The sequence below is a fragment of the Cytobacillus sp. EB106-05-05-XG126 genome, from assembly GCF_058791715.1.
The window spans coordinates 17,507-33,136 of record NZ_JBYTDU010000021.1 but is presented as its reverse complement, the minus strand read 5'-3'; the positions used below and the strand labels follow the sequence as shown (position 1 = coordinate 33,136).

15 protein-coding genes are annotated in these 15,630 nt (G+C 35.7%); 2 read left to right on the top strand and 13 right to left on the bottom strand.

From position 1 onward, the window contains the following. The first annotated feature begins 488 nt into the window (after positions 1-488). Positions 489-1,757: a helix-turn-helix domain-containing protein gene (locus tag AC3WTL_RS23650; protein WP_492370139.1), complete on the top strand. Its 1,269-nt coding sequence runs from the start codon at positions 489-491 to the stop codon at positions 1,755-1,757. Positions 1,758-1,768: 11 nt separating this feature from the next. Beyond that, positions 1,769-1,957 carry a hypothetical protein gene (locus AC3WTL_RS23645; protein ID WP_492370138.1) on the top strand — a complete coding sequence of 63 codons (189 nt, stop codon included), beginning with the start codon at positions 1,769-1,771 and terminating at the stop codon, positions 1,955-1,957. 51 nt (positions 1,958-2,008) lie between these two features. Here AC3WTL_RS23645 and AC3WTL_RS23640 read toward each other — a convergent pair whose 3' ends face one another. The 13 genes from AC3WTL_RS23640 to AC3WTL_RS23580 form a co-directional block, all read right to left on the bottom strand. After that, positions 2,009-5,770, bottom strand: a complete 3,762-nt coding sequence (locus AC3WTL_RS23640) for an Ig-like domain-containing protein (protein WP_492370137.1) — start codon at positions 5,768-5,770, stop codon at positions 2,009-2,011. Positions 5,771-5,772: 2 nt separating this feature from the next. Continuing rightward, the gene (locus AC3WTL_RS23635; protein WP_492370136.1) at positions 5,773-6,813 is read right to left on the bottom strand and encodes a hypothetical protein; all 1,041 of its coding nucleotides are present in this window, start codon (positions 6,811-6,813) and stop codon (positions 5,773-5,775) included. Positions 6,814-7,170: 357 nt separating this feature from the next. Further along, a complete protein-coding gene (locus tag AC3WTL_RS23630) occupies positions 7,171-7,668 on the bottom strand; it encodes a peptidase M23 (RefSeq protein ID WP_492370135.1) in 498 nt (165 codons plus the stop codon). A gap of 11 nt (positions 7,669-7,679) precedes the next feature. Next, positions 7,680-8,057 (bottom strand): hypothetical protein, encoded by a 378-nt coding sequence (locus AC3WTL_RS23625; RefSeq protein ID WP_251168841.1) that lies wholly within the window; start codon positions 8,055-8,057, stop codon positions 7,680-7,682. Between the two features lie 54 nt (positions 8,058-8,111). Then, complete coding sequence (locus AC3WTL_RS23620) at positions 8,112-8,273, bottom strand: hypothetical protein (RefSeq protein ID WP_251174918.1); 162 nt, start codon at positions 8,271-8,273, stop codon at positions 8,112-8,114. A 27-nt stretch (positions 8,274-8,300) separates the two neighbouring features. Further along, positions 8,301-8,453: a hypothetical protein gene (locus AC3WTL_RS23615; RefSeq protein WP_492370134.1), complete on the bottom strand. Its 153-nt coding sequence runs from the start codon at positions 8,451-8,453 to the stop codon at positions 8,301-8,303. Positions 8,454-8,464: 11 nt separating this feature from the next. Further along, positions 8,465-8,608 carry a hypothetical protein gene (locus tag AC3WTL_RS23610; RefSeq protein WP_157380284.1) on the bottom strand — a complete coding sequence of 48 codons (144 nt, stop codon included), beginning with the start codon at positions 8,606-8,608 and terminating at the stop codon, positions 8,465-8,467. A 26-nt stretch (positions 8,609-8,634) separates the two neighbouring features. Next, complete coding sequence (locus tag AC3WTL_RS23605; RefSeq protein WP_492370133.1) at positions 8,635-9,468, bottom strand: hypothetical protein; 834 nt, start codon at positions 9,466-9,468, stop codon at positions 8,635-8,637. Positions 9,469-9,567: 99 nt separating this feature from the next. Next, positions 9,568-10,551 (bottom strand): hypothetical protein, encoded by a 984-nt coding sequence (locus AC3WTL_RS23600; protein WP_492370132.1) that lies wholly within the window; start codon positions 10,549-10,551, stop codon positions 9,568-9,570. Continuing rightward, positions 10,544-12,070 carry an ATPase, T2SS/T4P/T4SS family gene (locus tag AC3WTL_RS23595; protein WP_492370131.1) on the bottom strand — a complete coding sequence of 509 codons (1,527 nt, stop codon included), beginning with the start codon at positions 12,068-12,070 and terminating at the stop codon, positions 10,544-10,546. The genes AC3WTL_RS23600 and AC3WTL_RS23595 overlap by 8 nt, the downstream gene beginning before the upstream one ends. Positions 12,071-12,083: 13 nt before the next feature. Then, positions 12,084-13,241: a P-loop NTPase family protein gene (locus AC3WTL_RS23590; RefSeq protein ID WP_492370130.1), complete on the bottom strand. Its 1,158-nt coding sequence runs from the start codon at positions 13,239-13,241 to the stop codon at positions 12,084-12,086. A 16-nt stretch (positions 13,242-13,257) separates the two neighbouring features. Beyond that, positions 13,258-14,022 (bottom strand): hypothetical protein, encoded by a 765-nt coding sequence (locus AC3WTL_RS23585; RefSeq protein WP_492370129.1) that lies wholly within the window; start codon positions 14,020-14,022, stop codon positions 13,258-13,260. After that, on the bottom strand, positions 14,019-15,545 hold the full coding sequence (locus AC3WTL_RS23580) for a hypothetical protein (RefSeq protein ID WP_492370128.1): 1,527 nt from the start codon (positions 15,543-15,545) through the stop codon (positions 14,019-14,021). Before AC3WTL_RS23580 ends, AC3WTL_RS23585 begins: the two co-directional genes overlap by 4 nt. Between the last annotated feature and the right edge of the window lie 85 nt (positions 15,546-15,630).

Below are 15,630 nucleotides of genomic sequence, written 5' to 3'. Positions count from 1 at the left end.
CCCTTTTCTTGATAGCGAACCCACGTTCGCTAAAGACATAAAATGTTAATTTGAATTGCTAATTAATAATACATTTGTCCTAATTTATAGTAAATATTTTCTTTCGTAAAATTTTAATGTGTACATAGTGCAAATTAACGTAAATTTTATATGTATCTCTAATAATTAACTTCGAATCTTTTAACAAACCCTCATTCACCAACCATATACCTAAATGTTTTAACACCTCAAGTATAGAAATAAGTTTACTTCATGACAGTTTTTTCTTAGATATTTCAATTAGTTGTAAAAAAAACTAGAAAAAACCCCAAAAAAATCGAAACTCCTCTCATATTAGTTCAATATATTGAACTAATGATTGTTTTATATACCAAATTTATCTGAAATTACACACCTGTCGAGCGACAAATTTCACCACGAAAAACTTACAATATATTACTTATGGTAGTAAAATATACATATGAGCATGATATGGAAGGGGGGGCAAAATGCTCGAGAAGTTTACGTTTGGCCAGCAGATTAAGTATGTACGAACTATCAAAAGGATAAACCAGAGTGAACTTGCTAAGGGGATTTGTTCGATTTCTTATCTATCTAAGATTGAAAATGGAGTCATTTATCCGAGTGAAGAAATAAAAAATTTATTAATTAAAAGATTAGGTATTGAAGATAACCCTCTAAACAATGAATTTGGAGAAAGAGAGATTCAAGAGTTATATAATTTTTTGTTAAATAAGGACATTCAAAATGCTGAAAAAGTCTATAAAGAACTTTTACATAAAGACTTTTCTGAAGCGTTAAAATTAAGATTCGAAGTTATTTCTATCTTCTATTTTGTGGAAATGAAGCATTTCAAAGAACTCCCCCAACGGATTCAATCTATTTTTTCCAAGGAAGCCCAGCTTTCATCTGAGTTAAGATATTTCTTTTATAAAGCTTTAGGTTATTATTACTACCACACCCAAAAGGCAGAGAAGTCGTTTTATTTTTTTGATAAATCAGTGAGCCTAGTATCGATGTTTACGTTAAATAATTTAGAACTAGCTGACCTATATTATGCCTATTCACTTGCTGCAGCAAGATTGAAAAAAACCGCTATTTGTTTAAAATATTGTCAATCAGCACTAGAGATTTACCAGGAGCTATACCTTCTAAAGAGATGTGTTGACTGTCATGTTTTATTAGGAATTACCCATCGAAGGAATAATAATATTGAAGAAGCAATTTCTCAGTATAAAACAGCTTTAGACTTAGCTGCCCAGATACATTACAAAGATATTTTCTTAACGATCCAGCATAATTTAGGCTATTTGTATGGTGTAATTGGAGAGATAGATAAAGCAATTGAACTTTTTTACGTTATTTTAAATAAGGTAGATCAATTGACCCCATATGTTCATGTTCAGACTATCCTTTCATTAGTTAGGGAACTCCATAAAAAAGATAATAAAAAAGAGGCATTTCAGCTAGTACAAAAAGGCTTTGAACTATTAGTTAAATACCCTGACTTAAAAACCCAGTTTTATTTAGAATTTAAATTTTATAATCTATTATTACTTGATAAATATGAAGAATTACAGAAAATAATGTTCTCTCAAGTAGTTCCAGCTTTAGAGAAAGATAAGAAGTATTTTTCCTTATCTAATTACTGCCTGTTCCTGGGGGATCACTATTATGCTAATGGAAAATATAAGAATGCTGCAAAATATTTTTCGTTTTCTAGAGAATTTCTTAATATATCTAACCTAACCAAATAAGGAGTGACATCATGGGTAAAAAATTGCTTGTAATTTCCTCTGTTACTATCGGATTGTTAATGGGCGGCTGCTCAACGGGAGCAAATTACTCTAAAAATATAAATGATTCCGAGAACATTACAATTGTTAAGGACGATGAAATTCTTCCACCGCTAATTATTAAACCAATGCCTAAACTTGAAAATAGGAATTATGTATAAAATAAAAAACTCCAAAGCTACAAAAGTAGCGATGGAGTTTTTCTAAAGTGATTAATACTTTCTATGAAGCTGAAATGCTTTATAAGAATCTGCAAGAATATCAATTGGTACACTATCTTTTTTAATAACACCGTTGGTATATTTTACTTCAAATTCAAAGATAGCCGGCCCTGGCTTTATATTTGTTGGGTATTCTATAAAAGCAGGGTCATACAACTCTCCTTTGTATAGAATTGAAGTTCCCTTCTTAAGGCTGACCGTTTTGTTAATTGAAACAGAATTGGCCTGTAATGCCTTTAAAGTACTTTTAACATATTCGACTGGATATGGTGAAACATCAGCTTCTAACAAGAATTTTTCTCCGCTATAAAACTGATTATCTTTGTGACCTAATGACTGGTGTTTATTTTGCCAATCTGGGGTGTGTTTGACGTAACCTTTTAGAATTAGAGGTTTTACATTCACCCAGGTTGAAACCTCAGTCTCATCATATCCGTCATCGGAGGTTGCCCGGAATGTATATTTCTTATGTTTGGAAACAAAGCTGTAGCAATGTTTGGTATCGGAGACTACTTTTGTTTTAGTAAGTACTGTCTTTTCAAATGTCCCCTCTTCTGTAACAAAGATTTTAACATCCATCTTATGACCATCTGCATCATGAACCCTTACGCAAACATTAATTGTATCTCCTTCATAAGGATCAGTTGGGTCATACGTCAACGTAATTGTTGAAGGTCTGTTAACCACTTCGATTGTTTTAGTGATGGTGTCTGTAGCGTTATAGGTATCTTTAACAGTCTGTACTATGGTATAAACACCAATTAATTGCAAACCATTAAACGTAGGATTAGCAGCGGAAGAAGTAACTTTACTGCCATCAGGCTTCGTTAACTCATAAATGTATGTTAATTTATCACCATCAATATCAGAAGCAGTAGATGTAATTTTAATTGATTCATTGTTAAAATATTTTGCTTTATCGGTATTGAATCCTGCAGTAGGCGGTCTATTCACGACTTCTACCGATTTTGTAATGCTATCTGTTGCCCCTTCAGGATCCTTTACGGTTTGAGTAATCGTAAAGGTACCAGGCTTATCCAATCCAGTAAAAGAAGGATTAACGGAAGTACTGGTTACCTTAGTGCCATCTGCTTTTACAAGCACATAATGGTAAGTCAGTGGGTCTCCATCCGGGTCAGTGGCAGTCGAAGTAACCTTAATGGTTCCATCACGAAAATAGGTTGTTTTATCTGTATTAAACCCAGCTACTGGAGGGTTATTGAACTTATAAGCTCCTTTATACGTAGTGGACACGTTACCAACATTATCTTCAGATTGTACATGAAGGTACCATTGCCCTTTTCCTGATTTCGTTACTACATAATTTGAGTTGGTTGACCAGGAAGACCATTGCGATTCAGTTGGAGTACTAGAGGATTGTGTCCAGACATATCGGGATCTTTTATAACCAGAATGAGCATCGATAAATTTGAGTCGAACCTTAATGCTCTCCTTGCTCCAATCTCTACTAGAAAAATCAGATGTATCTTCATTATTTCGGTATTGAATAACTGGTCCTGCATCATCAACGCCAAGTTTCATATTTGTAGATTGATAACCTTTAGCCGCTTCATCAATTACAACATTGCTAATATTGTCGACGTTATCTTGATAATAATATTGGATATCATAAAGGTGGCCGTGTGTTTTGGGTACCACTGTCCAATTCACTTTTCCATAAGCTGTTTGTTCTTGTCTGTTAGCCGCTTCAATAACTGCGTGTGAACTTTTAAAGAACGAGTCCTGGTGATTAGTACTTTCACTAAAATAGTGGCTGGAACGCACATCGATATTGTTGCCTGCCAAACGTAAATATTGTCGCTTATTTCCAGAATCACCGTCATGTTGCCTCAATTGTACTGTGACTTTATCATCAGAGTTTACCCAATAAACATTATTGTTAACGTATTTGGCACCGGTTAAGCTATGCGATATATGAGAAGGAGAAACGCTATCAACACGTAAATTCATACCTGTGTCTCCTTCACCGCTATCGTATCCTCTACCATTGTTTACATTATCAAAATAGTGATATTGGATATCGTAATTATGTCCATGTGTTTTTGGGGTAACATTCCATTTCACAGTACCATAATCAGTATTTTCGGTCCTATTAGCTTCATCGATAACAAGGTGGTTACTTTTAATCCAATGGTTGTTATAATCTGAAGCAGCGGCGAAATCATGGCGAGATCTAACCTCAACCCCACTTCCTAATAATCTAAGATATTGGTATTTGTTTCCGGAATGAGGGTCCCTCTGTCTTAATGTAATGGTTACTGATTCATTTTCTCTTACCCAGTAATCATTTCCGTTAATATATCTTGCCCCTGTAAGACTGTTTGTTATATTAGTCGGAGCGACGCCATCAACACTTAATTTAAGACCTGTATTTCCTGAGCCAGTATCATATCCTACAGCATTTCCCACATTATCAGTGTAATGGTACTGGACGTCATATGTATGGCCATGTGTTTTAGGAGTGACACTCCATTCGACTTTTCCATACTTGGTATTTTCAGTCCTTTTTACTGCTTCAATTACTAAATGATTACTTTTGATCCAATGGTAGTTATGGTTAGTGGCATCAAAGAAATCATGTCGTGCTCGAACCTCAACCCCACTTCCAAGCATTCTTAAGAACTGATTTTTATTTCCTGATTCTTTATCGTATTGGCGGAGCATTACAGTCACCGTATCATTAGGTTGAACCCAATGATTACTGCCATCTCGATAACGATGATTAGTGATACTATCGGCAATATGTTCAGGTGGATCGTTTTCGGTAATATATGATATTCTGGCCTGATCTCCTGAAAAGCGCCAATAAGAAGTGGCAGCCCATTTGGTTTTATTGCTATCTTTAGGGCTCCTTACTCCATACCATACAGCTGTTTGAGATTCCTCCGAATCAACACGAGTATAAGTCGTATTGTTTGTAAAGTAACGATCAGACCCTAACTCATCCCGTACACTTGCAGCTGCTTCACGTGGTTTGGAACGCCTTAAAACTTCATCGGTATTCATCGTCAATTTATTGGTGTTTTGTCCGCTAGATAAAGAAATGCTCCCATATTTAAAATCTCTATTTGAAAAATCAAAAGGAACTATTAGAGGTGTATAGACAATATGAGAGTCTACCTTTTTTATTAGATAGAGGGACCAAACAGCATCTTTACTGTCGTCAGGGAATAATTCATTAAGAGGTAAATAAGCATCAAATCCTACACTTTCATAACGCATATTACAATCATAGTTTGGAGTATTCGTTGTTGAAGCGGAACATTCGTTATAGATACCAGATCCTTGGTTATTGTACTCAAGATCTTCGGTAGCGTATAATCCTCGTTGCTGTGCTCTAAATATTTTTATTGCCCCGGCTCCACTACCAGCAACTTTTTGAGCTGCGATGTAGGTTTCATTATTAGAACTTAAGTGCCGTTTATGTCCAAATATTACTGACCAGCCTCTGAATTCTAAATAAGGTTGTGTTCCCGTGCCGTTAAAATTCTTGTTAACAATACGTTGTCCGCCAGATATATATTTGTTGTAATATACATCGTAAATGAGCATTCTCCCGGTATTCTCTTTGTAATGTTTGCCACCAGGTGTTTTATTCCAACCACTTCTTACTGTACTTGGAACATCAAAAGGAGAATATTCAGCGGAACTTGCAGAGGGGAAAAAGAAAATACTTCCCCCTACAAGAAAAAAGAATAGAAATGCTATTAATTTGAATTTGATACGATTCAAATCTATCTCACCTTTCTAAATTTGAAAAACCAAATAACTCCTCCAATCGCCATTAAGATTAATAAGGAAAAGCCAACCCAAATTTTATTGTTACTAGAATTTTGGTTGCTATCACTGGAAACATCTTTTAAAGCAGATTGACTATTAATTTTTTCTTCTGTTTGAATTGATTTTTCTTCTCCATCACCACCGTTATCCTCATCTTGATTTAGAGTATCTTCAGATGACTTTTCATCTTCAGATTTGCTATCGTCTTTTTCTTTTGCTGCTTCATCATTGGAGCTTTCTTTATCTCCAGAAGGTTTAGTTGATGCACTCGCCACCTCTTTTACTTGTTTTTCAGTGACTGATTTAGAATTTTCCTCATTGCCTTTTGCCTTTGATGTTGTTGTGGTATTTGTTGAAGTGTTTTTACTGCTTCCACCGCTACTATTAGATGAAGTTGATGTCTTATTTGTTTGACTTTGAGTTTCTGTAGGTTTAGACACCGGCTTCGTTGTCGGTTTTGACTCTGGCTTAGGCTGTGGCTTAGGCTCAGGTTTAGGCTGAGGTTTCGGTTCTGGCTTTGGTTGTGGTTTTGGCTCAGGCTGAGGCTGAGGCTTCGGTTCTGGTTTAGGTTCTGGTTTTGGCTCGGGCTTAGGCTCTGGTTTCGGTTTCGCCTTCAAGATAGTTGTTACAGTTAGTTCCGCTTGAAAAGGCTCCTCGAAGATAGATATTGTGAACTTTTGACCGCTTTTTGTTACTTCAGTAGTAACGTGGCCAACAACATGAAAGTTATTAGCGCTTGCAGAATAAAAGCCGTTAACCAACCCATTGCAGGGACCTGTTGCATTTGCCCAGTTGTTTTCTGTATGAATATCCGATTGAATTGTCATACTGCAGCTGGCCTTTGAACTTGCTTCTACGGAATTACTTTGAAAGATCCCTCCTATATTTGCAGCTAATAGTGTTGCTAACGTTGTCTTCATAAATTTTTTCATTCGTCTTCCCCTTCTTCCTCTGGATTTTTCCTCATTTTTGGTTGCATTCTTTTGTCTCAACATGTTCTTCCCCCTATATATTTTTTTCACAAAACAAAAACGGCTCTTTGGTAGAGGTTTTTAGGCAATAGCAAATAAATACTATTATCCCTGTAACTCTTAAGTCCCAAAGAACCGCTCTTTTTGTGAATCCGCTAACTCCAAAGTAGGAGATGCAATAAAATAGTAAAAGCTAACATTTGAGACTATTATATTAAATTTTGGAAGACTTTTCAAACATTGATTTGATATGAATACAAAAAAACCCGAACAAACGATTGAATAAGATCAATCATTCATTCGGGTTTTTCCCGTTAGCCATATATTAATTTAATCATAATACATATGGGTATTATGGGTCAATTAAATAAGGGTCATAATTTATTTTTTATATTCATAAACCGCTGCCTGCCTTATAAAGCTCGAATCTCCGACAAACCAGCGGGGGCTTTCAGTACTAATAACTGCTATGACACTAGGACCATCAACAGTGTCCATAATCTTAAATTGGTCATTAACGTAAGTAAAAGGATAGGTCCTTGGATAACTATCATCTATAAATTCAAGATGCAAAAGAAATATATCATTCTTATAAAAAGAACTTTTATTTGGTGTATAAACAAATCCGGAACCACTTTTAATATCTAAATTTTTTTCCAAGCTGGATTTAAGATTGTCTATGGCCTTATCCTGGTCAAAAACAATTCTCCCATTTCCAAGCTGCTCAGGATTGACAGCTAGGGCAGCATCATGAACAGCTAACTCTAGGGCGTTTTTAAGTTGCCTTGTAGCTGTTTTGTCAGCATCGAGATTAAATTGGATTTGAGTTATAAATGCGAATAAGAGAATAAATAGAATGGTTCTAAGTGTAGTGGCCATACAAATAACTCCTAATTAATATATTCACTTAAAATTTTCGTTTCCTTTTTAAAAGTACTTGGACCTTGATTAAAAATATCTAGGATAAAAATAAAACTTCTTGGGGCTTCGATACTTGCTTCTATATATTGGTTACGGGGTGTTAAAGATTGTGTGGCTGTTACCTTTATTTTTGATTCATCAAAGTTATACCTATCTACTAAAGTATCTTTCATTTCGTCAATAATAGCGGGAGTGAAGCGGCCTTCTATCGAGGCTTTCTTTGCACCTTCAGTGAGAACTACTTCTACTGCCTCTCTATGCAGGCTATCCAGGTAAGCCAGTATTGGAGCAAACATAATATTAATGACAATAAAAAGGGTCATCCATTCTCCTAATGTCTTTGACATTTAAGAATCCTCCTTAGTAAGGGGGAAGCCATGATGCCTCCCCCTCATTAGAAATTATTTACCATCAGATGGCAGGTTGTTACTAATACCAGTAATCTCGGTTTGATATTCGGTAGATTCTGAGCTGATCATGTTGTACCCAATAAAAAATAGGAATGCACTAATCGATACTACTGTTACTGCAATTTTTAAGAATGTAGATAATGTTTGATTCATGGTTAAATTCCTCCAATAGTAAATAATTTATTTAAATTTTATTTGATGCTCAGTATTTAGCATTTCTTCATGATGATTATTTTTTTGCTTTAAAGAATCATAGGCTACTCCAAAGAGAAGTCCAGTGATAATTATTACGATAGATGCCATTAACATAAAAGTGGCTAATGATTTATTCACACGTTTTCACCCTATCCACTATTTGTTATGTAATCAGCAATGGAATCTGAAATGCTGCCCATATCTGTAAACATGGCTCCAAAAATAAAGGCACTAATTACAACTGCAGTGATGGCAATTTTCATAAATGTGCTTAGTGAAGTATTTATCGACATCACCTCCTTAAAGGAATGTAGAATTATTACATTCTGGAAGATTTCAATATAACTGATACCATTGTTACGATGACCACAAGGAAGTTCAGGATTATCAAAAAATGAGTTATCTTAATAGGAATTCCTAATAGATCAGTAGTGATTTTTCTCTTCCTTCTATAATTTTCAATTTGCGAACGAACAAACATATTATGCATTCCGCGTAAATGTCCCAAAGCGGTTTTTCTGTCTAAGTCATCTAAACTTTTTATGACACCTATTAACGCCTGGGATTCTTTTGAATTAAGCTCTTTTTCAAACTGCTCTAAAGCTGCTTTTGGTCCTTCATCGTTACTCCAGGAAGTTAGAAGTTTTGTGAGTGGCTTGTCCAAAACAACGAAGTAGGGTTTAATATTTCGTAATATATTATAGGTATTGATCCTACTGATGTTCATCATTTCAATCTCATTAATCAGTAAGTCATATAACATAAAAACTTCCGCGTGCTTTTTGGCTTGGTGGTATTCGATCACTCTCTTCATCAAATAAACAAACAAAGAATACGGGTTGCTTGGTGCAGCCAGAAGAGCAAGTAATAAGATAATAACAGCTGCTACCATTGTTAATTTTTGTGCTCCCCCATTAATGAGAATCGGAAGAATTACGTAGTACATCGTTAAGAAAAGGATGAATCCAAAAGTGACAAGATAGTATTTCAAACCATTAATACCTAAAGGATACTGAGCAAGTTTAAGCCATTCCTCTGCTTTGGTTTCTTTTGAACTATAAACGAGCTTCTCTTTGTTTTTTATTAAGCTATTTCTGAAACGGATTCGGGTTTGTACTCTTTCTGCTTGTGAACTTAGTCCTGTATAAACCAATACACCGGCTAAACATGATAAAAGAAAAGAGAGTGTATACATTACATACGGAAGATATTTAAAGAACATTGTCTCGGCCAGGGGGGAACACTCCTCTTCTTATAAGTCATTTTTCGGCCTTTTCAGGAATGCCGAAATAATAATGGAGAAAACAAGTCCTAATAAACAAACTGAAAATAATAGGATTGTCCATTGGCTACCAAACTGCAGTTTCCACCAATCCTGGGCACCAGAAGAGTAGTACCCAAGGATAAGCGAACCAATAAAAACCGGAATGGTTAAATATCCGTTGTAAACAGAATCCATTGTTTGAGATTTTTCTTCTTCTAACATTTCTTCTGTTTCTTCCATCTGCTTTGTTAATACCATCAAGGCATTAAGAACCTTTTCGTTATATAGGTAAGCCTTTAAAATAATACTTCCTAAGCGTTTGGACCAGTTTGTCCCTGCTGTATAAGTAAATACCTGAACACTTTCACGCAATTCATACTCATTTCTTGAGACCTGGAGATCAGAAATTAACTTAACGATTACTTTCCTTAATTCTGGACTCCTAATATCTTTTTGAGTTTCAGATAAAGCATGATACATATCGTTATGCATTGCATTGTAATTTTGAGTAAGTTTTTGTACAATGTTCAGAAATTCCAAACTCATGAGATACCGTATTTTATTAAGTTTTAACCTTAAGAATAAATAAGGGATTAAAAGTAATAGAAAGCCAAACATCACTGATACAAAAATATCTCCAAAAACGAATAGGATAAAAACTCCTGATAAAATCCCTAACAGTGTTGAAAGAATAAGGAAAATTTCTACACTGTTTTCATTCCTTTCTTCACTAGTCGTTTTTATTAATAGGTTAAGATGCTTTAAAAGGGGATTTTTGTATTCGTGAGTTCTAGACAAAACAGCTTTCGTTTTGACCTTACGGATCCTATATTTGTAATTCCACTCATTTACCTTCGTTTTTATTGATGACAGCATAATTGTTTTAGCAGTCCATAATGACAGGCTGAGAAGAATTGCATATAGAAGGTAATTTACGCCAATTTGCCATACCCAGTGTAAGATGCTATCCATCTAGATTCTCTCCCAAAAGGGTATCGATAATTTGGTCCTTTATTTTTAAGTAATCCTTCATTGGTGATTTTCTTTCTTTATTTTTTAAATGCTTAATGAGAATTTTTGTATCTTCTAGACTTTCAGCTGCCATAAGAGTCAATAAATCTTTTGTGATATTAGAAGAGTAGTAATATTTATCTGTTACAGGACTATATCGAACTAAATCTTGTGTCCGGTGAGCCCTTTTATCTTCATCCCAAATGATTTCGGTGACTCCAATAACCCGCTTTCTTCTTCTATCACGATCCGCGCTCATGGTTACAATAATGTCAATATTACGCGCTACACGTTCCAATTCATTTGCAAAGTTCCGATTCGGAAACTCGTCTAAAATATGTCGGGTAATCTGCGGTGCCACATTTTCTACAGATGTAAGGTGATAGGTCGAAAATGCTCCCCTTTCCCCACGTTCACAAGCCTGGAGATAGCCTTCAGTTTCAAGACTTCTTATTTCTCCAACAATGATATAGTCGTGCTCCATTCTTAGCAGTCTTGGGACAGCATGGTGGAGATCTCCTTCTTTGGCTTGAATTTCAAAGATAAGCCGGTCTTTAAATTGCTTGGATAAATCCAACTCAAAGTGCTTCTCCATAACAGCAGCAACATAGCTGGAATCCCGTTCTCTCAACATAGATTTCATAAAAGTCGATTTAGCGGAACGGACACGGCCAGCAAAGATGGTGTTTGCCATTACCCTGGATAAAGCACGAAACAAGGGAATATCATCTTCAAGAATAGTTCCTAAATTAGCTTGTTCCTCAAGGCTCATATTTTTTACAACAAAACGGCGGAACATGATGTAATTTTCTTTCCCTCTTGGTTTTTGGATCATGGTGATGCGGCTTCCGTCTTCTCTTTCTATTTCAAGCTCCGGTGTTTGTTCATTAATAACCGCATCTTTGACCCTCATAGTAAAAGCCCTTTTTATACGTTCAACAGCCTCTACATTTTCAAATTCCTCTATTTGTTTTTTGAATTGACCATCAATATCGAGCCAAAGTTCTTTTCCACGTATGACGGCCGCTTCACTGTTCGGAAGCTTGTCCCATTTATGAAGGATACTGACTCCCCATACCTCATGAAAGATAGCTTCAGCAAGTGAATCATAAAAACCAGGATACTCATTAGTGGTGATATTCTCCTTCTGTAAAACTTCATTGATCTTCGTAATAAAGTAAGACATGGCTTGTGCATCACCAATTACCGCTTTATGCTGCCGTTCCAACCAAATATTTTCATTGTAGTGTACTTCATCGAGGTCTTTTCCTTTTTCTCTGTTAGATTCTGAAATGGATCCATCTACAATAATGTCATTAAGTTGCTCCCGGACCTTTTGGCAGATATCCTTAAAGGACCTCTTTCTCGCAAAGGTTGTAATGTAATTCACTTTTAACCCTTTTTTTTGAACGGTCTCTGCCAACCAATCAGAAGAGCTAAATTCTTTTTCGACTCCCAATTCCATTTCTATTTGCTTCAACGGTAACCACCTCCTATTTCAAGAAAGAAAAGAATCTCTTTTTCTCATTCCGTTCTTCTATAAGCTGCTCTTTTTCGGTTAGCCTACATTCAGAAATAATTAAATTTGATAGCAGGTCTAAGTTTTTTGTATAGTAAGAATCCGATACATCATATAGGAGCCTCTTTTGATATGCGGCCATCGCTCCTAGGTCACCCATATCAGGCAGTGTGGCTACCTTTGTCATTCCGAGCTCTTCTTCTAATGCCTTTTCATTAATTAGCGTGTTGGCCGGTTGGAAACGATTAATAATCAACATAAAGTCGTCTGACGCACCACCTGTAGGCTCAATAAGTTGTTGGAAAACGTAAGGAAAGTAACCTCTATAACCTTTTTCTTCTTGATTTGTGACCAAAAAGCGTAAATTGCTAGATATATAGGATTGAACCGTTGGAGCGGTATCAAAATGAGTACCGGCATCGATTAAAATCACATCAAATAGTTGCTGAGCGACTTTAATAAGATGTTCAATTTCATTTGGTTGGTAAAACCGTTGCATCTTAATATCCCGGTTTCCTGCAAGGTGATAAAACCCATTTTGATGTGAAACCGCTTCTGAGAGCCTTGCTGGTGTTAAGTTTTGGGTCTTCAGGTCAACTTTTAAGTCATTTAAATAATGTCCGTTATAGTGATAAAAATAATCAGATGGATCCCAGCTGTTTAAACTTAGGACCAGGACTTTCTCTTCTATCTTATTCGTAAGAGACCGGGCAAGATTTAGGGTAGTAGTTGAAACCCCCGCCCCGCTATGGGTACCGAAAAAACTGACAAGTCTTTTTGAAAGGTAATCATCCTTGTTTGTAATCTGATTAATAATTTCATCTACAACTTGATCCACTGTTGAATATTCGCTTAAGACCTTGACCTTATAGGCAGCACATAAGCGGGTAATATTTCGCATGATAATATCGCTGTTTACTCCAAGTGGTTTATAAAAGACTAAACTCTCCGGGAAAAAATCTCTAACTTGTTGTAAGCTGTCTAAATCAAAACTCTCACCATCTAATAAAATGGCACTGATTTCAACATTTGTTTTTGTTGCTTCGTCCATAATGAGTACTGTCGTGATTTCCTCATTTTTTTCAAACCGTTCTTTATAGATAGAATTTTTTGATATCACTAATAGATTCATGGGATAATACTCTCCTTTAATGGTAAGTAATATATAAGCGGGCTCCCTTACCAAGTACCTCACCCATTAATTTAGTAAAGTCCTCTTCATTTAATATCACTTCCAGATCACTGATGGTAGAGGTAGCATCTAAGCGTTTATCGCCTTTGTTTCCTTCAGCAGCCGATACGACTTCTTTATTGCCGGAATCCTTTACGTACACCACTTTTACATCCTTAAGGTATGGCTTAGTGTTGACTGAAATATTGTTTTCAACTTTTTCTTTAGACTCTGCCTCTTTTGAATCTGTTTCTTCCTTTGTTTCAGAGGTAACTTCGGGAGCACCGTTGGTAATAAGATTCGTAGTTCCATCCTGATTGATAAGATATATATCAATAGTGTCTTTCCTTCGCAATGAACCTGGTTGAGCATAAATCATTTCCTTTGTAATAGGGCGAATAGCTTCTCCTTCGGTTTCATCGGGAATCAATTGTTCATAATCAATCATTTTAGTTGATATCATTGAGTTTCCTACGATATTGACGGATGAGTCCTGCCCCACTATTTGGTCCATATCTTGTGCAAGTACCACATCGTCAATTAATGCCTCTTTTGGCCTTCTTTCTATAGCTAACTTATTTTTGGTTATATTTTCAGACTTAAGAATTTCTTCCCCAGCCTTCACAACGACTACTTCTGCTGAATCAATACGATCTTTTATATAAAAATCGTATACAAAGATAAATCCTGCAGTAGCCACAGAAGTGAATATTCCTAAAGCTATTTTGACTCCCGGCTTCATACAGTTGTCTCCTCTCCTTTGGATTCCGCTTTTTCAACACTAATCTTCTTATTAAAGAGCCCCTTAAATACTCCAGAAGCTTTCTTTTGTTTCTTAAGAAAATCACCAGGAAGGATATCCTCCAATAGCGGCCGCAAGCTTGAATCCAATTGTTTTTCGTAATCTTTTGTATCATTTAAGAATAATCCCTGGAACTGTGCTTGAAACACATCTGTTACTGGAAAAGAAGGTAAATGGGTTATCATTTTTTCCAAGTAAAGATCCTTAAGCAGTTCGTTTTTCATTAGAGCTTTATCAAATCGATTTCCTATCAATGAAGATTTATCAGATTGCAGCTGCTTTTGAAGAAATTCAATTGATTTTTCACTAGATTCCTCAAAATGCTGGATAAAAGGAATATCTGGTTCAAGAATGAAGTAAGCGTGATCAGCAATGTCAAATACATCTTGATAGAGTTCGTATTGCCAGTCAGTACCAACATCCATTATGGTTACTGTCGAGTTAGAAGAGAACAGTACTTTGATAAGTGCATCAAATGTAACGTCCTCCTCCTGATAAAGCGGCTCCTTAATAGGGTGTTTGCAAATAATATCTACTTCTGATTTGCTCCAGTCATATATGCTTTTAATCTTTGGATCTATGTACTTGCTGAATTGATAGAATTTACTTTTGTACTCATCCGAATATAAATGCCCGAAAAATCGATCATATGTATACGATTTGGAGAATGGAGATTCTACATAGGTAGTGGAAACTCCCATTTTTGCTAAGCTCCTTGCCAAAAGATGTGAAATGAATGTGCTGCCACTACGTTCAATCGGACTACCAATCATCACTAATTTCTTTTTTACGGGTATGCCTACAATCTTTTCAGTATGGTTATGTACATGAAAAGTGTAGTCCCTCTTGATAGTGGTTTTGTTAACAACTTTTTGAACAACTTTCTTTTCTATTACCTTTTGGACGACTTGCTTTTGTTTTTCAGGGGTGGGATTTTCATCAACTTCACTTTTATTTCCGTTTATTTCTTCCTCACTGGAGCGGTGGTCAACTTCATTGAGTTTAGAGGTATCTGAAAAGATATCTGATGAAAGAAACTTAGCAACTTTTGAGAATTGTGGTTTGGCTTTTAGCTGTTCAACAAACACACTCAAATCAAATGAATTTGTATTGAAAATATCCATAATCCCTAAACTGGCTATTGTAGAAAGGATTGGATCCCCTTTTGGCCTTTCACATAAATAAACGATACGTAAAGAGTCTTCAAACTGTATCCGCATATCTTTAAGGAATGATATGAGCTCTTTGTCTTTCAATTCCTGTCGGTTATAATCACTTTCAAGGTAATAATCGTGTATGATTAATATTTCTGGGGTTTCAATTTCAACAATTTCTTGAAGGAAACGTCTATGCAGCACTTCTTGGGAGGATAAGGTGAAATCCTCTGTATGCTGCTGAAAAGTATTAATCAATATGTCTGTATAGGATTTATCCCCTACAGCAATAAGCACTTTTCTAGGCATTTAAAAATCACTCCTGGAAAAAACAAAAAACCCGAAACGTAATCACCAACAATACCATGTAGTATTGATTGGAAATTAGGTTTCG